Raw genomic sequence first — 22,585 nt, 5'->3', positions numbered from 1 at the left:
CATGTTCAGTGAAATAAATGAGGCATTAGAAGATTTAAAAGCAGGAAAAGTCATTATTGTCTGTGATGATGAAGACAGGGAAAATGAAGGGGATTTCCTGGCAATCGCGGAATATGCGAAACCGGACACGATCAACTTTATGGCCAAAGAAGGCAGAGGCCTGATTTGTACACCTATCACTGAGGAGCTGGCTGAAAAATTGGAACTGAATCCAATGGCAGAAGTGAACACTGACAGTCATGGAACAGCTTTCACAATCAGTATTGACCATGTGAAAACCACTACAGGCATCAGTGCATTTGAGCGTGCATTCACAATAAAAGAAATGCTTGAGGACGACGCTAAACCAGCAGACTTTTCCCGGCCGGGACATGTTTTTCCGCTAGTGGCCAAAAAAGGAGGAGTCTTAAGGCGTGCAGGCCATACAGAGGCCGCCGTCGATCTTGCACGTCTAGCCGGTGCTGCACCAGCAGGGATTATCTGTGAAATAATGAAAGACGACGGAACGATGGCTCGAGTGGATGACCTGGAAAAAGTGGCTGAAAAATTCAACATAAAAATGATTACTATTCAGCAATTGATAGAGTATCGATTAAAGCATGACTCCATTGTAAAAAGGGAAGTGGAGATACAGCTTCCAACAGAATTTGGAGATTTTAAAGCAGTAGGCTATACAAACACTGTCGATGGAAAAGACCATGTAGCTCTTGTAAAGGGAGAAATCGATGAAAATGTACCGGTATTGCTTCGTGTGCATTCTGAGTGTCTGACCGGAGATGTATTTGGATCCAACCGCTGTGACTGCGGACCGCAGCTTGAAGCAGCGTTGGCACAGATTGAAGAGGCAGGCCGGGGAATCCTTTTATATATGAGACAGGAAGGACGCGGCATCGGCCTCATCAATAAAATGAAAGCCTATAAGCTGCAGGAAGAGGGCTACGATACCGTAGAAGCAAATCATAAGCTCGGATTTAAGGACGATCTTCGCGACTATGGGGTAGGTGCACAAATCCTTAGGGATCTTGGGGTGAAAAAAATGCGCCTTCTAACCAACAACCCTCGCAAAATTGCTGGACTGGGCGGCTATGGGCTGGAGGTATCCGAACGGGTTCCTCTTCAAATGCCTGCCAAATCTGAAAATGAGAATTACTTAAAAACAAAGAAAACAAAACTTGGACATTTATTACAATTTTAAGGGAGCGATTAGAGATGAAAAAGGTAATTGAAGGACATTTAGTAGGAACAGGATTAAAAATGGCAATAGTAGTGTCGCGTTTTAATGAATTCATTACGGGCAAGCTTTTAAGCGGAGCGGAAGATGCACTTAAGCGCCACGGAGTAAGCGAAGAAGATGTGACAGTTGTGTGGGTTCCTGGAGCATTCGAAATTCCTCTGGCAGCTAAAAAGCTGTCCCAATCCGGAAAGTATGATGCAGTCATCACTCTTGGCACAGTGATTCGCGGAGCAACTCCGCATTTTGATTTTGTCAGCGGCGAAGTGGCTAAAGGGGTCTCAGCGACAGCATTGCAAAGCGGTGTCCCTGTTATCTTCGGTGTTCTTACAACTGACACGATTGAACAGGCAATTGAGCGTGCAGGCACCAAAGCCGGAAATAAAGGATGGGAAGCGGCTGTTGGAGCTATTGAAATGGGAAATCTGTATAGACAATTATCCGACGGTGAATAATGTTCCGTATTTTTTGCGGGTATGAAAAATAAGAGTATTTTACAGGTGCAATTATCTTGTCCTGTTGCTATATCTATCAAAATCGGCGGGGAAGTTTCCGCCGATTTTTTTTTGAATATATGAGCAGACGTCTGACCTTTCTATTGGCAGAATGAGTTTTTTTTGATAAAATAATGCTTGTGGCTCACCCGTGTTTTTTCTAATCCCTCTTAACTGAGGGAGATATATGCGGGGAGAGCGGGTAGGGAGAGGGCTAATTTAATAGATAGGTAGTATATATGAATAAGTGGTTTAACCAGCTTTTTCAGCTTGATTCAAATGGAACAACTGTAAAAAGGGAGGTTATGGCTGGGGCAATCGGCTTTTTTACGATTGTTTATATTATCGCAGTTAACTCTCTAATTCTCTCTGAAGCAGGAATTCCGCTGGAAGCAGCCATTTTTGCAACCATTATAACATCGGTTGTCGGCTGTTTGATTATGGGATTTTGGGCAAATGTACCGATTCTCCTTGTGCCTGGAATGGGAATTAATGCTTTATTTTCCTATACTATGGTCCAATCCATGGGCTTATCCTGGCAGGAAGCATTAGCTGTTGTTTTTATTTCTGGTCTGATCTTTGTATTCGTGGCATTTTCGCGATTCGCAAAGACATTGAGCGAATCGATTCCGCATTCACTTAAAGAAGCAATAACAGTTGGACTCGGACTTTTCCTGATGCTGATCGGACTTGAAAAAGGCGGAATCGTCGAAAAAGGAACAAACTCCATTATTGCTCTGGGTGAACTTGGAGACCCGCAAGTGCTTGCAACCATTTTAACGTTCTTGCTTGCCATCATTTTATTCATGCGCAATGTGCCTGGCAACTTTTTGATTACTGTTGTAGCAGGAACAGCGATAGCATGGGCTTTTGGTCTGATTAATGTGCAAAATACCAATGAAAAGCCGTTCGCTCTTTCCGATTATATGGAAGTTTTTGGAGCGATGTCATTTGATAACGTGCTTTCCGTCACTTTTTGGATTGCCATTTTTTCACTGACAATGGTTCTTGTTTTTGAAAATATTGGATTAGTCCATGGTCATGTTGGTTTTATTAATAGGCCGGAACAGTTTAAGCGTGCTTTTCAGGCAAATTCAGTTTCTGCATTATTGTCAGGTATTTTTGGGACAAGCCCAACTGTATCAACGGTTGAAAGTGCAGCAAGTATGGCTGCCGGCGGTCGTACAGGGCTGACAGCAGTTACAACTGGATTCCTGTTTATACTATCCGCATTCTTTATTCCTGTTATTAAATTGATTCCCAACAGTGCAATTGCACCTATCCTTATCATTATTGGCGGACTGATGCTTCAAAACATCCGCAATCTTGACTTAAAGGATATGAGCGAAAGCTTTCCAGCTATCTTTATCATTGCCATGATCCCGTTCACGTATAGTATTGCGGACGGCATTGCCATTGGATTTATTCTTTATCCAATCTTAAAGATTTCGATTGGCAAAGCAAAGGAAGTTTCATTTGCATTGTATGTCATAGCTGCTTTATTTTTATTCAACTTTGTTTTTCATGTAATTAGTTAATATAGATATTGGGATGCCCTATTGGGGCATCCTTTTTATGTATTGGCGGTAAGGGAAGATATTATTCAAAAATCCCAAATGGCTGAAGAGACAATTAGGTTATCAATGATTCGTGCCATAATGTGTGAGGAAATTGGGAGACTCAGAAGCTGGAGAAGGCGATTCATCCAGCAATTTTATGACAGGGATGTTTTCATTAATGGTTTCATTGCTGAATATTCCGTTGAGTCAAATTCTCGATGAACTTCCTTTGCAGGATGATAACTGTGAAGCCCACCGAGGAATAATAATAAGCTGAAAGAGACACTCGATCGTATAAAAAGCACAACGGAGCAGGATCAGCGAAATGTGTGAGAAACTGAATGTTGATGAAAAAATCATTTTGAAGATCTATTCAGAATCATTAGCCTGGTCCAGCCAGCAATCGGCCGAGCTAATATGTTAGCCTCGGGTGCCATTATAGATATTTTTTCTGCGGCTTAATATATCTTTTCATTTCTGCGGCCATCTTCCTTTTAACAGACACCGGAATGTCTGCCCGGGAAAGGTCCTCAGGGAAGGGGAAAATCCCATAGTCATTAAACCGCACCCGGATAATCCCTTCATATACAATTGTTTTATTAAAAAATGCCGTTGTTTGTACAAAGGCATTTTTTTCATTAATTACGCTGCCAAACTCTTCAATCCGCTGAATGAAAAATTTAAATGAATAAAGATCAGTATTAATATCGGTCACTTCCCTAAAAGACGGAACTTATCAGTTTTCTGGTAAATTAATAATATAATAAAGAAAACAATTATTGAATAATAAATGCTTTTATGGCACTCTTATTTATAAGTTGAGCTACAAATGGTTTGGAGGTATTACTATGAAAATTGAACTGCTGAAATGTCATGGATCAGGAAATGATTTTTTTATAATAGATGAAATTTCCCATACGTATAATTTTACAGAAGAAAATCGTGCCGAGCTTGCCAAAGCAATATGTGACCGCAGCACTGAACTTGGTGCAGATGGAATTCTTTTCGTATTAAAAAGCGAAAAAGCAGATGCCAGGATGCGTGTTTTTAATCCGGATGGATCAGAAGCCTCAATGTGCGGAAATGGATTAAGATGCGTTGCCCGTTATGTATGTGAACTTCTTGGTCTAAAAGAAGCCATCATTGAAACCATGAAAGCGGATTTGCAGGTGAAAAAGCAAGAGGACATCTTTGAGGACATTCCGACTTATCTTGTTGAAATTTCCCCTGTTTCATTCGATTTGAAGGATCTTCCTTTAGTTCTCGATAAAGAAACTATAATTAATGAAAAAGTCAGAGGTATTTCAGAGGAATTAGCATTTACAGCATTAGCAGTCCCTAATCCCCACTTTGTTTCGATTGTGGAGAAAGAGCAAATTACATCTGACCTGCAAAAAAAGATCAGCGAATACTTGAACGGGCCAAATGATTTCTTTCCTGATGGAGTAAATGTCAGCTTTGTAAAGCCACTAAAAAAAGGGCATATTTATGTAAGGACATTTGAGCGGGGAGTAGGATTTACCAATGCCTGCGGTACTGCCATGTCCGCTTCAACACTTGTCACTTGCATGAATGGGCTGAATAAAATCGAAGAGCCTGTTGAAGTATACAATAATGGCGGAAAAGTGCGCTGTGTAGTTCACGAGAAGAATGGCAGGCAGTCCATTGATTTAATTGGGAATGCCAGCTATGTTTACCGCTGTGAAGCGGAGATCAATATGGAAAAACCAGCAAAGTTCACCCTATCCCCGAAAGAGGAACATACTGGAGAAATTAAGCAGTATGCTAAACTTCAGGAATATGCACAAGCGGTACTTAAAGAATGGATGTAGGATAAGGCACTGGCCTTATCCTTTTTTGTTTTGCTGTTTTAAAAAATCAAGCACCGGAGAAAAGGGCTGAATTTCCTTTGTCCGAAAATAAGAACTGAATGGATCTCCATCGCTGTTTACCCGTTTTATAAGATTGGTTATCTGAAACCGCTCCATTGTTAATTTCTCGTTGACTTCCTCCCAAAAAAGAGGAGCAGCAACAGTCGCTGCTTTATTTCCTCTTGCTGAATAAGGAGCAATGATTGTCTTGCCTTCTGCATGCTGGATATAATCCACATAAAGCCTGCCTCCGCGATTTTTCTTGAATCTTTCTATTGTGAAAGATTCTGGGTCATTGGTAATTAGATACTGGGCAATAAATTCGGTGAACAGCCGAGTATCATCAAAGCTATACGTATTTTCCTGCAGGGGGATATAGATTTGCAGACCTTTATTTCCGGATGTTTTAACAAAGCTGATTAATTTCAGCTGATCAAGCACCTCTTTAATCAATAGAGCAGCTTTAATGGCAAGATGAAAAGCATCCCTCGAAGGAGGATCTAAATCAAACACTATTTCGCTTGGTCCATTGCTGTAAATGGTCTTAAATGGGATATGAAATTCAAATGCCAGCTGGTTGCCAAGCCAGAGCAGTGTTTGAAGATTATTGCAGATGATATAGTTGATGCCTTCGGACGTTTCAGTTTCCACAAAATCCGGTGCGTAATCAGGGCAATTTTTCTGGTAGAATGGCTCAGCAAAGATCCCATGCGGATAGCGGATTACAGTTAAAAGCCTGTTCTTTAAAAATGGCAGCATATATGGTGCAATCTCTCTTAAAAAGTGAATGTAATCAATCTTTTGAATAGCTGGTGTTTCCCATAATGGCTTATCTGGATGGGTGATTTCTATTTCGGGAGGCAGGTTTTTCTGCTGTTGTATAAATTTATCATAAGTGCAGGCATCAGGCTTCAAATCGAAACGAAACTGGTGAAAATGCGGTTCACGCATTTGATCCTCATAAATCTCAAGATATTTAACTTCAACACATATTGCTGGTTCTACATAAATGAATTGGCTGTTTTCATCTGTTTTATTATCTTTGATTATTTGGAATAAGGCTTGTTTTTCATCGGGCTTCAACCCAAAAAGAAACTGTCCGATTGCAATGACACGATCCCCTTGGTATACACCAGCATAAAAGTAGCCATTTGATTTTTCATATGCAGTGATAAAGCAATTAACGTATTTCCAATTCTTGATTTTTAGCCATAAAGATGATCTCTTTCCTTCTTCCCACTTATTCTTCATCTGCTTTGCCACGATTCCTTCGCCATCATGCAGGACAATTTTTTCCCAAAGTTCATTAAAGCTGCGGTAAGGAGGGATTAATTGTATCAATCTCGGATCCTTCTCATCAGGCTTTAAGGGCATGTTACAATCTTCAAATAATGCTTCCAGCTCTGCTTTTCTGGTATAGTACTCTTTATTGGTCATCTTTTTGCCTTTCACCATCAAAATGTCAAAAATTAAAAGACGGCAGGGGGAAGTTTTTGCCTTTTCTTGAATTTTCTTTTCAGACCTCATCCTGCCCCTGACCTGGATGGACGCAAAATTGGCTTTATAGGGATTCTCCAGAAAGACTAATTCTCCATCTAGTGTAAGTGGAAGGTATGGTTCGAATTTATCTTTGTTTTGCTCCAAAAATTCCTTAATTTCGGGGAAGATATGTAATAAAGGTTTATCATTCCTGCTTGTCAGTCTGGGTTCCTTTTCCAAGTGCAGGATTGCTCTAAAACCATCATACTTTGCTTCAAAGAGCCATTCCTTCTCTTCCGGCACATCAAAAGTTAATGTAGGAAGCATTGGTCTCATTCAATTTGGCCTCCTTTACAATCGTTACTATAGTTTTGGCCATTGCCGCTAAAACTACTCAGTTTCCAAATGTTTTAGCGTATCTCCCATTTTGTTAATACACAAATTATGAGTACTACATCTAATAAGAATGGGAGTTTGACTATGCATACAATGTGGAAAGGAAGCATCAGTTTTGGGCTGGTGAATATACCAATTAAGCTGCACTCGGCTACAGAAGATAAGGATATTAAGCTGAGAAATCTTCATAAAGAATGTCATTCGCCAATTAAATACGAGAAAACATGTCCTGTTTGTGAAGTAGAAATTAAAAACGAAGATATTGTAAAAGCTTATGAATACACAAAAGGAAAGTTTGTCGTTTTAGAGGATGAGGATTTAGAAAAGCTTAAACAGGAAAATGAGGATAAAGCTGTCGAGATTGTGGACTTTGTTAAAATACAGGAGATCGATCCGATTTATTATAATCGCACGTATTATATGTCTCCAGGGGATGGAGGAGGGAAAGCCTATTCCCTTTTAAGAAAAGCACTGGAGACGTCAGAAAAGGTAGGTTTGGCAAAGATTATTATTCGCTCCAAAGAACAGCTGGCTGTGGTCAGGGTATATGAAAACACTCTTGTTATGGAGACGATTCATTACCCCGATGAAGTGCGTAAGGCTGCGGATGTTCCTAATGTACCTGCAGAAGACAAAGTGACTGATAAGGAAATCGATACTGCCATCATGCTGATTGATCAATTAACCACTGAATTTAAGCCCGAGAAATATAATGATGACTACCGGACAGCTCTTTTGGAGCTTATCGAAGCAAAACGTACGGGCAAAGATATAGTCACACCTGTTGAAAAAGAACCTGCAGCCAATGTAACCGACCTAATGGCTGCCCTGCAGGCATCCATTGATAAAACTAAGCCTGCCGATGCAGAAACAAAGAAAAAACCGGCAGCTAAAAAGAAACGGGCTCCTGCAAAAACAAAAGCAAAAAAGCAGGCTTAATAGAAATAAAACCGATTTTGCTGTTGCAAACTCGGTTTTTTACTGGAGCTATTTTTTTTAAAAAAAAGCCTTCAAAAAATGTTCCGTTTGTTAAAGTTAGTGGTAATCCTATAAATAAAAAGGATTTGTTTAAATGGACAGAAAGAATTTAACATCAAAAAATATCATCTACTTAACGTTGGCAGCTGCAATTATTGGCGGATTTTTGCTGCTTTTTATTGAAATAGTGGATGAATTAAAGGAAAATGAGCTAATACAATTTGATGAAACTCTGATTCAGTATGTACAGGCCTTTATTTCTCCCCGACTCACGGAGTATATGAGTGTGATTACTTTTTTGGGGTCGGTAAAATGGCTGGCCTTTTCTGTACTTATGGCAGCCGTACTTTTGTTTATGTTTAAAAAGAGTTCACTTGCATGGTTCATGATTCTTTCATCTGGTCTTGGAGCACTTTTCAACTTGCTGCTGAAATGGATTTTCAAAAGAGAACGACCGGATATCAGACCTCTGATCGAGGAGCAGGGATTCAGTTTTCCGAGTGGCCATTCAATGGGATCTTTTATTTTTTATGGCTCGTTGGCCTATATGATCATCCATTTGGCAAAAAGAAAACGATGGAAGACAGCATGGACCGTGCTGCTAGGCTGTTTTATCATCATGATTGGTTTAAGCCGCATCTATTTAGGCGTTCATTTTCCCAGTGATGTAATAGCTGGTTTTGCAGCCGGAGGTGCCTGGCTGACAATCATGATAATTGGATTCCGCTATTATGAGTACCTTAAAAATGTATAATGGGTATTGAGAAATGTGCAGTTTCTTTATAACATAGGGAAATAACAGATACAGGAGTGGGAACAATGAATCAAAAAATTTTGCCGGCATCTTCAAACATGAAAGAATTTGAAAAGTTCCTGAAAAGTCCCTTTGACATTGGAGTATTTCTCGATATGCACATTTCGCAGCTGAAGAATGTTTCGCAGATGGCAAAAGCATATAACAAAAAAATGATCTATCATGTTGATCTTATTCATGGCCTGAAAAGCGATGACTATGCCGCAGAATATATTTGCCAGGAATTTAGGCCTTACGGGTTAATTTCTACTAAATCCAGCGTCATCCTGAAAGCAAAGCAAAAAGGAGTAATCGCTGTCCAGAGGATTTTCCTCATCGATTCTCACGCGCTTGAAAAAAGTTATAAATTAATCGAGAAAACCAGGCCGGATTACATAGAAGTTTTGCCGGGAGCCATGCCATGGATGATAAAAGAAGTGAATGAACGTTTGAATACCCCTATATTTGCTGGAGGGCTCATCCGATCAGAAGAAGAGGTGAAGAATGCGCTTGATGCAGGAGCAGCTGCCATTACAACTTCGAAAATTGAATTATGGGAAAGGTTTTCATAAAAAAGTTAAAAGAAAGTTTGACAACGTTTTCATAGACTTGTATACTCGGTTTAACAAGTTAATTTATGTGTCGGAGATTAGGAGATTCACACAGTTTAGCCATTAATGGCTTAATCTGTCGTGAATCTCCTTTTTGTTTCCGATCACCAAAAGGGAAAGGGGATTTTTTCAGATGTCTGCATTTATGGGAGAAATAATTGGAACGATGATCTTAATTGTATTTGGAGGAGGCGTTGTTGCCGGAGCGAATTTAAAAAAGACTTTCTCTTTTAATGGCGGGTGGATTGTTATCACGGTAGCCTGGGGACTTGCTGTAACGATGGGGGTTTTTGCTGTTGGGTCGATTAGCGGGGCACACTTGAATCCTGCTGTGACAATCGGATTTGCGCTTAGCGGAGATTTCCCCTGGGCAGACGTGCCTGGCTATATTCTGGCTCAAGTCCTGGGAGGTTTTTTGGGAGGGGTCATTGTATTCCTTCACTATCTGCCGCATTGGAAGGAAACAGAAGACCAGGGTGCAAAACTTGCTGTTTTTTCAACAAGTCCTGCGATACCCCATACATTTTCAAATTTATTAAGTGAAATGATTGGGACGTTTATTCTGGTACTGGGATTGATGTTTATTGGAGCAAATCAATTTACAGAAGGATTAAATCCGATTGCTGTTGGCCTTCTGATCGTTGTAATCGGAATGTCGCTTGGCGGGACAACTGGATATGCAATTAATCCGGCTCGAGACCTGGGACCGCGCATTGCTCATTTTCTTCTTCCCATTGCAGGAAAAGGGAAATCGAACTGGGGGTATGCATGGATACCGGTAGCTGGGCCAATCCTCGGGGGTCTAATGGGCTCTGCATTCTATCAAGTGATGTTCGATGGCAAGGCTTCAGGCAGGTTATGGGCAGTGCTGGGTGTTAATATAATAGTATTAATTCTTTCATATATTTTTGGCAAAAAACAGCCAGGAGAAGTAGATTCTTCAAAAGTGGCAGCATAAATAAGAATAATGAGTGAGATTGGGAGGAGTTAATTGTGGAAAAGTATATTTTATCTTTAGATCAGGGGACTACAAGTTCGCGTGCTATCCTATTTAATAAAAAAGGGGAAATAGTTCACACAGCACAAAAAGAGTTCACGCAGCATTTTCCAAAGCCTGGCTGGGTTGAACATAATGCTAATGAAATATGGGGTTCAATATTATCGGTCATTGCCGGTGTTTTTTCGGAATCCGGGATTAAACCTGAGCAAATTGCCGGCATTGGCATTACAAATCAGAGGGAAACAACAGTAGTTTGGGATAAAGAAACGGGAGCCCCGGTTTACAATGCGATTGTCTGGCAATCAAGGCAGACAAGCGACATTTGCGATGAATTGAAGGAAAAGGGCTATAACGATCTATTCAGAGAAAAAACCGGTCTATTAATAGATGCATACTTCTCTGGAACAAAAGTTAAGTGGATCCTGGATCAAGTGGAAGGGGCAAGGGAAAAAGCTGAACAGGGGAAATTATTATTTGGAACCATCGATACATGGCTAATCTGGAAACTATCCGGAGGAAAAGCGCATGTTACCGATTATTCGAATGCGTCCCGTACATTGATGTTTAATATTCACGAACTTAAATGGGATGAAGAACTGCTTAACATTCTTGGAGTTCCGAAAACGATGCTGCCTGAAGTGAAGCCATCTTCAGAAGTGTATGCCAAGACAATTGACTATCACTTTTTCGGAAAAGAAGTTCCCATCGCCGGGGCGGCGGGTGATCAGCAGGCAGCGCTGTTTGGACAAGCATGCTTTGAGAAAGGAATGGCAAAGAACACTTATGGCACCGGCTGCTTCATGCTTATGAATACAGGGGAAAAAGCAGTGCAATCTGAACATGGGCTTCTAACCACTATTGCCTGGGGACTTGAGGGGAAAATTGAATATGCACTGGAAGGCAGCATTTTTGTTGCGGGCTCTGCCATTCAATGGCTCCGTGATGGAATGAGAATGCTAAAGGATGCAAAGGACAGCGAAAGCTATGCAAAAAAAGTTGACTCGACAGACGGGGTTTATGTAGTTCCGGCATTTGTCGGCCTCGGAACTCCATATTGGGACAGTGATGTAAGGGGAGCAGTGTTCGGAGTGACACGAGGAACGACTAAAGAGCATTTTATCCGTGCGACACTTGAGTCACTTGCTTATCAGTCAAAAGATGTTCTATCTGCCATGGAAGCTGACTCTGGCATTGAACTTAAAACGCTTAGAGTAGATGGAGGTGCCGTGAAAAATAACTTCTTGATGGAGTTTCAGTCTGATATTTTAAATGTGCCGGTTGAAAGGCCGACAATAAATGAAACTACCGCGCTTGGGGCCGCTTATCTAGCAGGATTGGCCGTCGGGTTCTGGAGATCCCAGGATGAAATTGCTGAACAGTGGGCGATAGATCAATCATACCATCCTTCGATGGAAGAAGAAGTCCGTGCAGATCTTTATCAAGGCTGGAAAAAAGCTGTAAAGGCAGCAATTGCATTTAAATAATCAGAAGCAAGTTTTATACACAAATCAAATCATTTATGTTATAATAAGCTCAAGTTAATAGTTCGGCAGGAGATGCGGAGAGACCACAAAATCATTATCGGAAGATCGATAATGTATTTTGTGGTCTCTTTTTTATTACCTGCTAAAAAGGGTAGTTACAACCAACTATCCTTTCGACAAGGAGGAGACAGCAATGACATTTTCGAATTTACATCGTACTGAAATGATAAATACTCTGACAACGGAAAATTTTGATGTTCTGATTATTGGCGGCGGCATTACGGGGGCGGGAATTGCTTTGGATGCAGCAACTCGGGGGATGAAACCAGCACTCGTCGAAATGCAGGATTTCGCAGCAGGAACTTCCAGCCGTTCAACTAAATTAGTTCATGGAGGATTAAGATATCTTAAGCAATTTGAAGTGAAAATGGTAGCGGAAGTCGGCAAGGAACGGGCGATCGTTTATGAAAATGGGCCACATGTGACAACACCCGAGTGGATGCTGCTTCCAATGCATAAAGGAGGGACATTCGGAAAGTTCAGCACTTCAATTGGCCTTAGAGTTTATGACTATCTTGCGGGCGTCAGAAAATCTGAACGCAGAAGTATGCTCAATGTCCAGGAAACAATATCAAAAGAGCCGCTTGTAAAAAAAGATGGACTTAAAGGCGGCGGATATTATGTGGAATACCGCACAGATGATGCACGGCTGACAATAGAGGTAATGAAAGCTGCGGCAGATAAAGGTGCAACGCCTGTTAACTATTTAAAAGTCGAAAAACTTTTATATGATGAACGAGGAAAAGTATGCGGTGCTGCTGCTGCAGATCAGCTGACAGGCAAAGTGTATGAAATTAGAGCGAAAAAAGTCATTAACGCAGCAGGTCCGTGGGTTGATTCCATCCGGGAGAAAGACGGGTCAAAGAAAGGAAAGGCCCTGCGTCTGACTAAAGGTGTTCATTTGGTTATAGATCAGTCAAAATTTCCTTTAAAGCAGGCTGTATACTTTGATACACCTGATAAAAGAATGGTTTTTGCTATACCGAGAGACGGCAAAACATATGTGGGGACAACAGATACTTTCTATGATTCAGATCCTGTAAATCCAAAAATGACTGCAAGTGACCGAACATACATCATCAATGCAATTAACTTCATGTTCCCTTCAGTGAAAATTTCGGAAAATGACATTGAATCCAGCTGGGCAGGCGTTCGTCCGCTAATTTGGGAAGAAGGAAAAGATCCTTCGGAAATTTCGCGCAAAGATGAAATATGGGAGTCGGATACAGGTTTGCTGACAATTGCTGGCGGAAAACTGACAGGATACCGGAAAATGGCCGAAACTATTGTTGATTTGCTTTCTGAAAAATTCAGACAGGAATCAAATAGGACATTCAGCGGAAGCATTACAAAGACACTGCCCATTTCAGGAGGGAATGTAGGAGGATCATCCAAATTCCAGGAATTTATCGTTTTACAGACTGAAAAAGGAACCAGTATGGGTTTATCAGAAGAACAGTCCAGACACCTTGTAAAAATGTATGGTTCAAACGTTAAAGTCATTTTTAACATGATTGAAGCGAAAAGAACTGAAGCAGAAAATTATGGACTGCCGATTGTATTATGGGCAAAGCTGAAATATGCAATTGAACATGAAATGGCTGCCACCCCTGTTGACTTTTTTAATCGCAGAACAGGAGCACTTCTTTTTGATATTGAAACTGTAAGAACTTATCAAAAGCAAGTAATTTCATATATGGCTGATGCATTTAAATGGGATACAGCTGAAGAAAGTAATTTTGAAAACCAGCTGAACCAGGAACTCAGTTTTGCGGTAAATCCGGATGATCTGGTTTAAAACTCTCCAATTTGGGGAGTTTTCTTTTTTAAGGAGTATTTTCATAAACAAAAGGGACATTCCGTAGGCATACTATAGACTAAATACGTAATGGAGGTGACTTATGTACAATGTTCTCATGTTTGTTGACTCAGGGGTTGATGATTCACTTGCCCTTATGTATGCCCTTCAGCATCCCGAGATTAATTTGGTAGGTGTAGTCAGCGCTTATGGCAACATATCTAAAGAAGAATCTATTAATAATACTGCTTATTTACTGAAGCTTGCAGGCAGAGAGGATATTCCCGTTATAGCAGGGGCGAGCGGGCCATTATCAGGGGAGACCGCTGTCTTTTATCCTGAAATTCACGGGGAGGAAGGACTTGGGCCGATTCAGCCTCCGAAGGACTTCAGCAATAATATAGAGGTTTATGATATAAATAAAATTATTGAAATTGTAAATAAATACAAGAATGACCTTGTGATCGTTGGTGTTGGGAGACAGACAGATTTGGCATTGCCGCTCATCCTGTATGGAAAGGATGCATATAAAGATGTAAATGCATTTTATGTAATGGGCGGTGCGTTTCTGGTTCCGGGAAATGTAACACCAGAGGCTGAGGCGAATTTTTACGCTGACCCCATTGCAGCGGATTCAGTGCTTGAGAAAGCAAAAAATATTTATATATTTCCTCTTAATGTAACAAATAAAGCGATAATCAGGCCTGAGACGATTAATTTTATTGCAAATAATACCCGATCACCTTTCAAAGATTTAATCCAACCTGCTTATGATTATTATTATGAGGCTTATCAACAGCTTGTCCCAGGAATTAAGGGTGCACCGCTTCATGATGTTCTTGTACTAAGTGTTCTCACCAATCCCGATCTCGTCAAGTATGTAAAACGAAGAGTGAGAATTGAACAGTTTGGAAAGGCAAAGGGAAAAAGCATAGCTGACTTTAGGCCGAAACCCGAAGAGGAACCGCCGGAAACACTTGATAATATAGCGATGGAACTTGACCTGCAACGTTTTATCATTGATTTTATAGAGGTTTTCCTTTCGCAGAAAAACCAGAAATAGCTTTTGACACCTGGTGTTAAAAGCTTTTTTTGTGTGGTGCAGAAGGGGATTGGGGATTTCACATAGAATGTATTAAGATGGAAAACATTTGCATTCAGGGAGCGTATCTTCAAATGGCAATAAATCCATTTAGTTTCTGCATACATTAAACAAATCAAATGGAGGCTTTCAAATTGCTAAAAAACAAAAAATTAAACAGGGCTCTATCAATTCTTGGAATGATCATAGCCATTGCCATAGCCTATAGTGTACTTGTCTTTTTAAATAAGGACGAATCCAAGGTCCAAAAAACCTCTGCGAATGCAGAGACATCCGAACGGGAATTAATGTACGATGATTTAGGAGACTTCATTGCCTCCAATCATACTTATTATAATGAAACACTTGGGTGGGGAAGAGACCGTAAAGTCAAATGGCCTAAACAAAGAAAACAGGCTGAATTAATCGTAAACTCGTTAAAAAAAATATCAGCAGAGAATAAGGATCTGCAGCATGACCTGGACACAATACTAAGTCTGGCAGAAACTGTGCAGTCGGGCACTAAGGAAAAGGATGTTCTTATTAAACTGCACCGATATTTTCATGATCTGGATATTGGCTTTAATGACTATAAAGACACAACTGATTATTTTGATGTAACTGAGTATAAAGGAGAAGGCTAATAAGAGAGTGACAAGTTATTTTCTTGACACTTTACCCCATATAAGGTAACATAGTGAATGAAGTATTTGAGGTATATTGTTGAAGTCGTTAATTCACGTGGATTGTTCGGCAGCCGAACCTTCTTTTTTTGTGAAACTGCGGCTTTTTATTATGTTTTATGCTCTTTAGGATTTTGAAAGAGTAAGCATGTGTTTGTAATTAAGAATAATTTGTGTGGACAGCTTAATGCTGAATTTTCTTCTTAATCATCTTCTATAAACCAGACACTTCTCCGTATTTTTACTTCAGTAAGTTTCTTACCATTTAATATTAAAATCTCAGAGAGCATCTAAGTCGGAAAGGATTCCGACCAACCTGATTCCCACTGGCGCGGTCTAGGAGCCGCAAGGATGGAAGAGAGGCAGGGCTTTCATTGTTTTAGGTAATAATTAATTAACTCAAATATATCACTTATAAGGACAGTATTTGCTGTCCTTTTTTATTTTTTTCAAAAACACGAACGTTTGAATAAGTTCCAGTTTAATTATTTGTGTTTTTGTGGTATGATGTATTCATTAGAATAGCTTATCAAAATCGCAGTGACTGACGACAATGCGGAATGAACCGCTGGGGAGCTGCGTCTATGTATAGCCGGTCGTCTGGGCAGAGATAAGGGATACCCTTGTCTCTTTTTTTCATAATAAAATGGAAAAGCCCGTCAGTCAGCCGAATAGGTGCTTTTCCTATAGGAGGAATATGCATGGAAAAAAAGATTATTCTTGATGGAAATGTTGTGGCAAAACATGTGAAAGACCAATTAAAAAATCGAATTGAAGAATTGAAGGGGAAGGATGTCGTCCCTTGTTTAGCCACTATTTTGGTGGGAGATGACCCTTCCTCTGAAACATATGTAAGGATGAAGGGAAATGCCTGTGAGAAACTTGGCATTTTATCAAAACGTATCCATATGTCAAAGGATACAACAACACAAGAACTATTAGAGAAGATTACAGAATTAAACGATGATCCTTCTGTGCATGGTATCCTTCTCCAGCATCCCGTACCTGGACATATAGATGAACGAAAAGCTTTCGAAGCTATTGCTATTGAAAAAGATGTGGACGGTGTGACAAGCCTTGGATACGGACAGACTGCATTCGGATTTGGTGAATATCCTTCGTGTACACCTGCAGCCATTTTGGAAATTATGGATTTTTATAAATTGAATGCTGAAGGTAAGCATGCAGTAGTCGTAGGGAGAAGCCCGATCCTTGGCAAGCCTGTCTCGGCCCTTTTACTCAATCGAAACGCAACAGTCACTACGTGCCATTCATATACCCAAAACCTGCCCCAAATTGTAAAGCAAGCTGATATTGTAGTAGCAGCTGTAGGGAAACCTAACTTCATCAAGGGTGAATGGATCAAAGAAGGAGCTATTGTCCTTGATGCCGGGTATAATGAAGGAAATATTGGGGATGCAGAGTATGACAGCTGTTTTGAAAAGGCGTTTGCCATTACCCCCGTGCCTGGAGGAGTTGGACCTGTTACGATTTCCATGCTTTTGAAGCATACTGTTCATGCTGCGGGAAAATCGCTTGAAATACACGAGAAGCATAAATAGTTCATTTATCCCTAAATAAAAATTGATCTTTAAAAGGATTGACTTATAACTGGGTGTCGTTTATTATTAGGTTAACGCTGTAAAGTTCGTTATATACTTTTTGGATAAGTAGTCGTAGCTGCAAAGAAATGTAGGCGATCGTTCATCCTCATTTCTGGCAGCTGCGACTTTTTTATGTTTAAGTTTATATGGTACATTATAGTGAAAAACAATTTATTGGGAGGCAACACAAATGAACACAGGTAAAGTTAAATGGTTTAATGCAGAAAAAGGTTTCGGATTCATCGAATCTTCAGAAGGTCAAGATGTATTCGTACACTTCTCCGCTATCCAAACTGAAGGTTTCAAAACTTTAGAAGAAGGTCAAGACGTAACTTTCGAAATCGTTGAAGGTAACCGTGGACCTCAAGCTGCTAACGTAACAAAAGCATAATTTTGCTTAAAATGAGGTGATGCATGTCTAATCATGCATCACCTTTTTATGTTTGCTTATCCACTTTGTAGCCTTCAGCATTCCTCAAAACAGATCTTCTGCAATAACTGCTTTTAGGAATATGTATTTTTCATTTCACCCAATTAAAATTCTTCACTTACAAAAAGTTTAAAAATAGTGCAAACGGAAATGTAAAAAAGAGATACAAACTGGAAAGCCTAGTAAAGTGTCCATGTCTTTATACAAAAACAATCTTTCAGTACCTAATAAGATATGCAATTCAAGGAGGAACATATATTTTGACAACTTTTTCAGATTTTGGCTTAAGTAATGAAATAGTAAAAGCCCTTTCCAATATGGGCTTCGAGGAACCAACACCAATTCAGGCACAGGCAATTCCAATCGGAATGAAGGGTAAGGACATGATTGGCCAGGCGCAGACTGGAACTGGAAAAACCACCGCTTTCGGTGTGCCGCTGTTAGAGCAGATTGATTTAAACGAAGGTATTCAAGGTCTCGTCCTTGCGCCAACACGGGAGCTTGCTGTACAGGTGGCAGAAGAATTAAACCGTATAGGACAGGTAAAAGGAGTCCGGACACTTCCTGTTTACGGTGGTCAGGATATCACCCGCCAAATCCGTGCGCTTAAAAAGCGCCCTCATATTATTGCTGCTACACCGGGAAGGTTAATTGATCATATTGAAAGAAAAACAATCCGTTTAAGCGACATCAAGATGGTAGTTCTGGATGAAGCGGATGAAATGCTTAATATGGGATTCATCGAGGACATTGAAAGAATTTTAAGTGAAATTAAAGGTGAGCGCCAAACCCTTCTTTTCTCTGCAACAATGCCGAAAAGAATTCAGTCTCTTGCTGAAAAATTCATGCAGGAACCAGAAATGGTTAAAGTCAAAGCGAAAGAAATGACTGTTAAAAATATTGAGCAGTACTATATGGAAGTGCATGAAAAACAAAAATTTGATGTGCTTTGCAACCTGTTGGATATTCAGTCACCTGAACTGGCTATTGTGTTTGGAAGAACTAAAAAGCGTGTAGATGAAGTGGTGGAAGGTCTTATCAAGAGAGGCTATTCGGCTGAAGGGATTCATGGTGATATTCCCCAGGCGAAAAGAGATCAGGTTATCCGCCGATTTAAAGAGCAGACAATCGATATAATGGTAGCCACTGACGTTGCTGCACGAGGTCTAGATATTTCAGGCGTTTCCCATGTTTATAACTTCGATATCCCGCAGGATCCTGAAAGCTATGTTCACCGGATTGGACGTACTGGGCGTGCTGGAAATAAAGGGCTGGCAATTACGTTCGTTTCTCCAAGAGAAATTGACCACCTGAAAATAATTGAAAGTGTTACAAAGAGCAAAATGACGAAAAAGCCTGTTCCTTCCTTTAAGGATGTTGTTGCAGGCAATCAGCAGGCGACTATTAATAAACTTATGGAAGTTATTGAAAAAGAAGAACATGCAGACTTCAAGAGAGTGGCGGAAAGTCTTCTTGAAGATACAGATTCTGTTACTTTGCTTGCTGCAGCCATCAAATTGCTGACTAAAGGTCCTGATGTAACACCGGTTAAATTAACTGCGGTGGAACCTATCCGTGTCAGAAAACCTAAAGGTGATCGCGGCGGGAGAAGATTCAACGACAGGTCAAGAGGCGGCGGCCGTGATAGAAGAGATTTTAAAGGCGGCCGGGACAGACGCACTAAAAACCGAAGCAGCAGCAATAAGGGATAATGCAGTCTAATATCCGAGAGAAAATGGATATATTGATTTTTTTCAGTGCTTTTTGAACATTTTATTATAAAATTTGAGGAATTTACCCATATTAGTAAATGCAGGGTAAAAAATCACTCTGTGAGTTATAGATATTAGGAGGAAATTTACATGGCAACAGGCAAAGTAAAATGGTTTAACTCAGAAAAAGGTTTTGGTTTTATCGAAGTTGAAGGCGGAGAAGATGTATTTGTTCATTACTCTGCAATCCAGACAGAAGGTTTCAAAACCCTTGATGAAGGCCAGGAAGTTAACTTTGACATAGAGCAGGGCCAGCGTGGACCTCAAGCTGTAAATGTAACAAAGTTATAATTGATTGATAAGAGAGTCCCCTTTTTAGGGGCTCTTTTATTTTTGGGGTAAAATAGGGTATAAAAGCAAGAGGGAAGGAATGATGCTGATTAAAATCCTTATTCTGTCTGATACTCACATGCCCAAGAAGTCAAAACAGCTGCCTGATATTCTTCTGAATAAACTTCTCAGCTTGTGATTTAATTATTCATGCAGGTGATTGGCAGGGCGTCGAATTGTATGATGAATTAAAACAATATGCACCTGTTGAGGGGGTATATGGAAATACCGACAGTGATGAACTCTGCTCCATTCTTAAGAAAAGAATACTGCTTGAAATAGAAGGCTTTAAAATTGGGGTTGTCCATGGACATGGAAAGGGAAAAACAACTGAAAAAAGAAGTATAGAAGCTTTTGATAATGAAAATGTTGATGCTATTATATTTGGGCATTCACATATCCCGATAAAGAAACTCCATAATGGAATAATACTGTTTAATCCCGGGTCTCCGACAGATAAGCGCAGGCAGCCGAACTATTCGTTCGGCACCCTGGAGATTTCAGATGAGATGACATTCAATCATATTTATTTCGATTCAAAGGAATAAAACCTGTTTCAAACTTTGAGTGTGTTCAGATCATATTCGTAATAATCTTGTGTGCCGTATGGTTCAAAGCCGCATGATTTGTATAATGAAAGTGCATGGTCATTTTCTGCAGCTACTTCAAGGTGCACCCAGCAAACTCCCATGCTGTGCTGATGATTAACAACATTTGTAAGAGCGCCCCTGCCGATTCCCTTCCCCTGAAAAGAAGGACTAACAGCAAAGCCGTAAATCCACGCGGCATCTTTTTCTGTTTGAATCCTGATTTTGCCGGCTTTTTCGCTTTTGTATTCAATTATAAAAGTCCTCTCATTTTCACATGCAAAGATTTTAGTATTAAAAACCTCTGCTTCTTCTTTGGGGATATCAAAGCATACAGTATCCAAATGATTAAGGAATACAAGGTCACTGCTCATTGCTTGCCGCATAGTTACATCAGGGTTTGCTGTTCCGATTTTTTCGCTTTTATGGCGTTTCATTTGATACTCGGAGAATGAATAGGTGCAGGGTAATGATTTTATATAACCTTTTGCTGATTGGGAAGAGGCTGGAGCATTAATAAGCAATTTGCGTGCTTGGGCAAATTGTTTTACTGCCTCATTGAACAAGCTGGAGAAGATGCCCTTTCGTCTATGATTAGGGTGAACCATTCCGCATAATTCAATCGGACCTCCAAAATTATATAGAGCAAGGTAACCTAATAAATTCCCGTTATTATCATAATGGAAATAGTCATTTTCCTCACCGGCAGACCTTGACTTCAAGGTATCCCAGTTTAATTTTAATTTGATATTCCCTGTCTGTTCGCATAATTGCTGGAGAGAATGGATATCTTTTAATTGTTTCTTTGTCAGCACTCGGGCGGCCTCCTGTATAAAAGAAATAATAAACCAATAATATAAGAAAACGATTCAAACGAATAGTCCTAAACTTCAATCTATTTGCTCTGGATTGAAATTATGTAAATAAATATAGCAATATGTTAGGATTGTATGGAAAAAGGGGGAGAATTAATGAAGAATTTCACAGTGATGTTCCATAAAGAAGATAATGTACAGCCGATGGCTGTTCAAAAATTAAATGAAAATGATTTTGAACTATACACAGAAGGCGGCACAAGGCATTTATTTGAATTGAACTCAAATGTAGGCTATTTTATATTTTTTGATGCAATTGATAAGGAGGGTAAGGAGTCTTATCTGGTTCTCTATTATGAAGGCGAATCGGAAGAACCAAGTGCATGCTTTGCTTTTGAATTAAAAGATTTCTATCAATTCACAGCTCTTTATCTGAATGACCTTGATTTTAATGAAGAAAATAATGTGGATAGGGAAGAAGCTTATACACCGATACAGCATTTGGCACATTTAATGTATCACATTATTGAAGAGGGTAATACTATTCAGTGATAAAATAAAAGAGCAGGGAAACCTGCTCTTACTCTTGTGTTTGAGAAAGGTTCTCTCTGCACAAGCAGAAACTTTTTTTTCTTCCTCCTCATCTAAAGCGAAATCCAATATGTTTCCTGAATGACTTTCAACAAAATGATAATTAAGAATCCTCTCATCTTCTCCATTTTTATAATAAAGCACCCTTAGCCTAATGCCATTCTCTGAATATAATTCATCGTCTTCATCTACATCGATATCCAAAAAGTATTCGTAGCGGTCACCCGTTAAAATGCCGGTAGGATCCTGTATGTACTCAACAGTATAACTTGTAATGTCCATGGTCTTCACCCTTTCTTTCGCTGCTGTACATGTCATTATACACTTTTCCCAGATTGGTTTAATAGTATTTATCAATTTGTTTCTAAAGCTGCTGTGTAAGTTTAGAACTTTTTGACAGCACCCTTTAAATATGTTATACTATTATTAGTTAAAAGAATATAATATTGCCCATAAACACTTGTTATATAGAGCCAGTGGTTCGTCACTTTATATAGCAAGTGATTTTTATTTTGGGTAAGGGTCTTACTCTTTGGGAGGTGCCTGATTATGGCAATGGGATTTGGCAGAAAAAATTTGGAAGAAATCAAGGTTGAAGAAGTGAAAATCTGGGAGTGTACATCTGAGTCTTGCAACTGCTGGGTAAGGGACAATTTCAAAAGCAGCCAGTTACCTATTTGTCCGATTTGCAAAAGTGAAATGAAAGAAACGACTAAAGAATTGCAAGTCGTTAACAATAACAGCATCTTTTCTAAATAATAGTAAGGGCGATGATATCGCCCTTTATTTTTTGCAGATTTTTTCTATTACGCTTGTAAGCATATCAGATCTTAGAAATTCAATAGGGGAAAAGCCTTTTTAAACATAATACTTTCAGATTCAATAAGTAGTACATAACGGCATTTGCTTTGGCCATATGAATCGTTTCCCCTGAAAGG

22 protein-coding genes, 1 pseudogene and 1 riboswitch are annotated in these 22,585 nt (G+C 39.8%); of the genes and pseudogenes, 19 read left to right on the top strand and 4 right to left on the bottom strand.

Annotated features, from left to right (window positions below; genetic code table 11):
• Position 1: 1 nt before the first annotated feature.
• The 3 genes from ACR42H_RS18410 (at position 2) to ACR42H_RS18400 (ending at position 3,263) form a co-directional block, all read left to right on the top strand.
• A complete protein-coding gene (locus ACR42H_RS18410; protein ID WP_113885384.1) occupies positions 2-1,195 on the top strand; it encodes a bifunctional 3,4-dihydroxy-2-butanone-4-phosphate synthase/GTP cyclohydrolase II in 1,194 nt (397 codons plus the stop codon).
• Positions 1,196-1,209: 14 nt separating this feature from the next.
• Positions 1,210-1,686, top strand: a complete 477-nt coding sequence (gene ribH, locus ACR42H_RS18405) for a 6,7-dimethyl-8-ribityllumazine synthase (protein WP_113885383.1) — start codon at positions 1,210-1,212, stop codon at positions 1,684-1,686.
• Positions 1,687-1,964: 278 nt separating this feature from the next.
• Positions 1,965-3,263: an NCS2 family permease gene (locus ACR42H_RS18400; protein ID WP_436372424.1), complete on the top strand. Its 1,299-nt coding sequence runs from the start codon at positions 1,965-1,967 to the stop codon at positions 3,261-3,263.
• Positions 3,264-3,720: 457 nt separating this feature from the next.
• On the opposite strand, the gene ACR42H_RS18395 is transcribed toward ACR42H_RS18400, so the two are convergent.
• Positions 3,721-3,999: a hypothetical protein gene (locus tag ACR42H_RS18395; protein ID WP_436372421.1), complete on the bottom strand. Its 279-nt coding sequence runs from the start codon at positions 3,997-3,999 to the stop codon at positions 3,721-3,723.
• 133 nt (positions 4,000-4,132) lie between these two features.
• On the opposite strand from ACR42H_RS18395, the gene dapF reads away from it, so the two are divergent.
• Positions 4,133-5,116 (top strand): diaminopimelate epimerase, encoded by a 984-nt coding sequence (gene dapF / locus ACR42H_RS18390; RefSeq protein ID WP_436372419.1) that lies wholly within the window; start codon positions 4,133-4,135, stop codon positions 5,114-5,116.
• A 15-nt stretch (positions 5,117-5,131) separates the two neighbouring features.
• Here dapF and ACR42H_RS18385 read toward each other — a convergent pair whose 3' ends face one another.
• Positions 5,132-6,970: a DNA ligase D gene (locus ACR42H_RS18385; RefSeq protein WP_436372417.1), complete on the bottom strand. Its 1,839-nt coding sequence runs from the start codon at positions 6,968-6,970 to the stop codon at positions 5,132-5,134.
• A gap of 144 nt (positions 6,971-7,114) precedes the next feature.
• Between ACR42H_RS18385 and ACR42H_RS18380 the strand changes: the two genes are divergently transcribed.
• The 13 genes and pseudogenes from ACR42H_RS18380 (at position 7,115) to ACR42H_RS18320 (ending at position 20,202) form a co-directional block, all read left to right on the top strand.
• Positions 7,115-7,969 (top strand): Ku protein, encoded by an 855-nt coding sequence (locus tag ACR42H_RS18380; RefSeq protein ID WP_009332517.1) that lies wholly within the window; start codon positions 7,115-7,117, stop codon positions 7,967-7,969.
• A gap of 133 nt (positions 7,970-8,102) precedes the next feature.
• Positions 8,103-8,762: a phosphatase PAP2 family protein gene (locus ACR42H_RS18375; RefSeq protein ID WP_113885376.1), complete on the top strand. Its 660-nt coding sequence runs from the start codon at positions 8,103-8,105 to the stop codon at positions 8,760-8,762.
• A 65-nt stretch (positions 8,763-8,827) separates the two neighbouring features.
• Complete coding sequence (locus ACR42H_RS18370) at positions 8,828-9,373, top strand: glycerol-3-phosphate responsive antiterminator (protein WP_113885375.1); 546 nt, start codon at positions 8,828-8,830, stop codon at positions 9,371-9,373.
• A gap of 172 nt (positions 9,374-9,545) precedes the next feature.
• Complete coding sequence (locus ACR42H_RS18365) at positions 9,546-10,370, top strand: MIP/aquaporin family protein (RefSeq protein ID WP_436372414.1); 825 nt, start codon at positions 9,546-9,548, stop codon at positions 10,368-10,370.
• Positions 10,371-10,405: 35 nt separating this feature from the next.
• Positions 10,406-11,896, top strand: coding sequence for a glycerol kinase GlpK (glpK, locus tag ACR42H_RS18360; protein ID WP_436372412.1), 1,491 nt, complete (start codon positions 10,406-10,408; stop codon positions 11,894-11,896).
• Positions 11,897-12,089: 193 nt separating this feature from the next.
• Positions 12,090-13,754 (top strand): glycerol-3-phosphate dehydrogenase/oxidase, encoded by a 1,665-nt coding sequence (locus ACR42H_RS18355; RefSeq protein WP_436372410.1) that lies wholly within the window; start codon positions 12,090-12,092, stop codon positions 13,752-13,754.
• Positions 13,755-13,857: 103 nt separating this feature from the next.
• Positions 13,858-14,817: a nucleoside hydrolase gene (locus ACR42H_RS18350; RefSeq protein WP_113885371.1), complete on the top strand. Its 960-nt coding sequence runs from the start codon at positions 13,858-13,860 to the stop codon at positions 14,815-14,817.
• Between the two features lie 173 nt (positions 14,818-14,990).
• Positions 14,991-15,479, top strand: a complete 489-nt coding sequence (locus tag ACR42H_RS18345; protein WP_436372408.1) for a hypothetical protein — start codon at positions 14,991-14,993, stop codon at positions 15,477-15,479.
• Positions 15,480-16,048: 569 nt separating this feature from the next.
• Positions 16,049-16,131, top strand: a riboswitch (ZMP/ZTP riboswitch).
• 88 nt (positions 16,132-16,219) lie between these two features.
• Positions 16,220-17,080, top strand: a complete 861-nt coding sequence (locus tag ACR42H_RS18340; RefSeq protein ID WP_436372406.1) for a bifunctional 5,10-methylenetetrahydrofolate dehydrogenase/5,10-methenyltetrahydrofolate cyclohydrolase — start codon at positions 16,220-16,222, stop codon at positions 17,078-17,080.
• Between the two features lie 232 nt (positions 17,081-17,312).
• Positions 17,313-17,513 (top strand): cold-shock protein, encoded by a 201-nt coding sequence (locus ACR42H_RS18335; RefSeq protein ID WP_009332508.1) that lies wholly within the window; start codon positions 17,313-17,315, stop codon positions 17,511-17,513.
• A 299-nt stretch (positions 17,514-17,812) separates the two neighbouring features.
• On the top strand, positions 17,813-19,264 hold the full coding sequence (locus tag ACR42H_RS18330) for a DEAD/DEAH box helicase (RefSeq protein ID WP_113885368.1): 1,452 nt from the start codon (positions 17,813-17,815) through the stop codon (positions 19,262-19,264).
• A gap of 150 nt (positions 19,265-19,414) precedes the next feature.
• Positions 19,415-19,615, top strand: a complete 201-nt coding sequence (locus ACR42H_RS18325; RefSeq protein ID WP_009332506.1) for a cold-shock protein — start codon at positions 19,415-19,417, stop codon at positions 19,613-19,615.
• Positions 19,616-19,694: 79 nt separating this feature from the next.
• Positions 19,695-20,202, top strand: a pseudogene (locus ACR42H_RS18320) (metallophosphoesterase family protein).
• Between the two features lie 8 nt (positions 20,203-20,210).
• On the opposite strand, the gene ACR42H_RS18315 reads toward ACR42H_RS18320, so the two are convergent.
• The gene (locus ACR42H_RS18315; protein ID WP_436372402.1) at positions 20,211-21,056 is read right to left on the bottom strand and encodes a GNAT family N-acetyltransferase; all 846 of its coding nucleotides are present in this window, start codon (positions 21,054-21,056) and stop codon (positions 20,211-20,213) included.
• Positions 21,057-21,212: 156 nt separating this feature from the next.
• Between ACR42H_RS18315 and ACR42H_RS18310 the strand changes: the two genes are divergently transcribed.
• The gene (locus tag ACR42H_RS18310) at positions 21,213-21,608 is read left to right on the top strand and encodes a cytosolic protein (RefSeq protein ID WP_436372400.1); all 396 of its coding nucleotides are present in this window, start codon (positions 21,213-21,215) and stop codon (positions 21,606-21,608) included.
• On the opposite strand, the gene ACR42H_RS18305 is transcribed toward ACR42H_RS18310, so the two are convergent.
• Complete coding sequence (locus ACR42H_RS18305) at positions 21,567-21,929, bottom strand: DUF6509 family protein (protein ID WP_436372398.1); 363 nt, start codon at positions 21,927-21,929, stop codon at positions 21,567-21,569. The genes ACR42H_RS18310 and ACR42H_RS18305 overlap by 42 nt on opposite strands.
• Positions 21,930-22,196: 267 nt before the next feature.
• Between ACR42H_RS18305 and ACR42H_RS18300 the strand changes: the two genes are divergently transcribed.
• Positions 22,197-22,406 (top strand): cold-shock protein, encoded by a 210-nt coding sequence (locus ACR42H_RS18300; RefSeq protein ID WP_113885363.1) that lies wholly within the window; start codon positions 22,197-22,199, stop codon positions 22,404-22,406.
• The last annotated feature ends 179 nt before the right edge of the window (positions 22,407-22,585 follow it).

It is taken from the genome of Cytobacillus sp. BC1816 (assembly GCF_051353635.1).
GTDB classification, from domain to species: Bacteria; Bacillota; Bacilli; order Bacillales; family Cytobacillaceae; genus Cytobacillus; species Cytobacillus oceanisediminis_C.
This window is presented reverse-complemented; position numbering and strand designations above follow the sequence as displayed.

Bases quoted from the DNA above. Each gene is read 5' to 3' on its own strand.
- ACR42H_RS18410 (WP_113885384.1), top strand. From the start codon at position 2: ATGTTCAGTGAAATAAATGAGGCATTAGAAGATTTAAAAGCAGGAAAA.
- ribH (WP_113885383.1), top strand. From the start codon at position 1,210: ATGAAAAAGGTAATTGAAGGACATTTAGTAGGAACAGGATTAAAAATG.
- ACR42H_RS18400 (WP_436372424.1), top strand. From the start codon at position 1,965: ATGAATAAGTGGTTTAACCAGCTTTTTCAGCTTGATTCAAATGGAACA.
- dapF (WP_436372419.1), top strand. From the start codon at position 4,133: ATGAAAATTGAACTGCTGAAATGTCATGGATCAGGAAATGATTTTTTT.
- ACR42H_RS18385 (WP_436372417.1), bottom strand. From the start codon at position 6,970: ATGAGACCAATGCTTCCTACATTAACTTTTGATGTGCCGGAAGAGAAG.
- ACR42H_RS18380 (WP_009332517.1), top strand. From the start codon at position 7,115: ATGCATACAATGTGGAAAGGAAGCATCAGTTTTGGGCTGGTGAATATA.
- ACR42H_RS18375 (WP_113885376.1), top strand. From the start codon at position 8,103: ATGGACAGAAAGAATTTAACATCAAAAAATATCATCTACTTAACGTTG.
- ACR42H_RS18370 (WP_113885375.1), top strand. From the start codon at position 8,828: ATGAATCAAAAAATTTTGCCGGCATCTTCAAACATGAAAGAATTTGAA.
- ACR42H_RS18365 (WP_436372414.1), top strand. From the start codon at position 9,546: ATGTCTGCATTTATGGGAGAAATAATTGGAACGATGATCTTAATTGTA.
- ACR42H_RS18355 (WP_436372410.1), top strand. From the start codon at position 12,090: ATGACATTTTCGAATTTACATCGTACTGAAATGATAAATACTCTGACA.
- ACR42H_RS18350 (WP_113885371.1), top strand. From the start codon at position 13,858: ATGTACAATGTTCTCATGTTTGTTGACTCAGGGGTTGATGATTCACTT.
- ACR42H_RS18340 (WP_436372406.1), top strand. From the start codon at position 16,220: ATGGAAAAAAAGATTATTCTTGATGGAAATGTTGTGGCAAAACATGTG.
- ACR42H_RS18335 (WP_009332508.1), top strand. From the start codon at position 17,313: ATGAACACAGGTAAAGTTAAATGGTTTAATGCAGAAAAAGGTTTCGGA.
- ACR42H_RS18325 (WP_009332506.1), top strand. From the start codon at position 19,415: ATGGCAACAGGCAAAGTAAAATGGTTTAACTCAGAAAAAGGTTTTGGT.
- ACR42H_RS18310 (WP_436372400.1), top strand. From the start codon at position 21,213: ATGAAGAATTTCACAGTGATGTTCCATAAAGAAGATAATGTACAGCCG.
- ACR42H_RS18305 (WP_436372398.1), bottom strand. From the start codon at position 21,929: ATGGACATTACAAGTTATACTGTTGAGTACATACAGGATCCTACCGGC.
- ACR42H_RS18300 (WP_113885363.1), top strand. From the start codon at position 22,197: ATGGCAATGGGATTTGGCAGAAAAAATTTGGAAGAAATCAAGGTTGAA.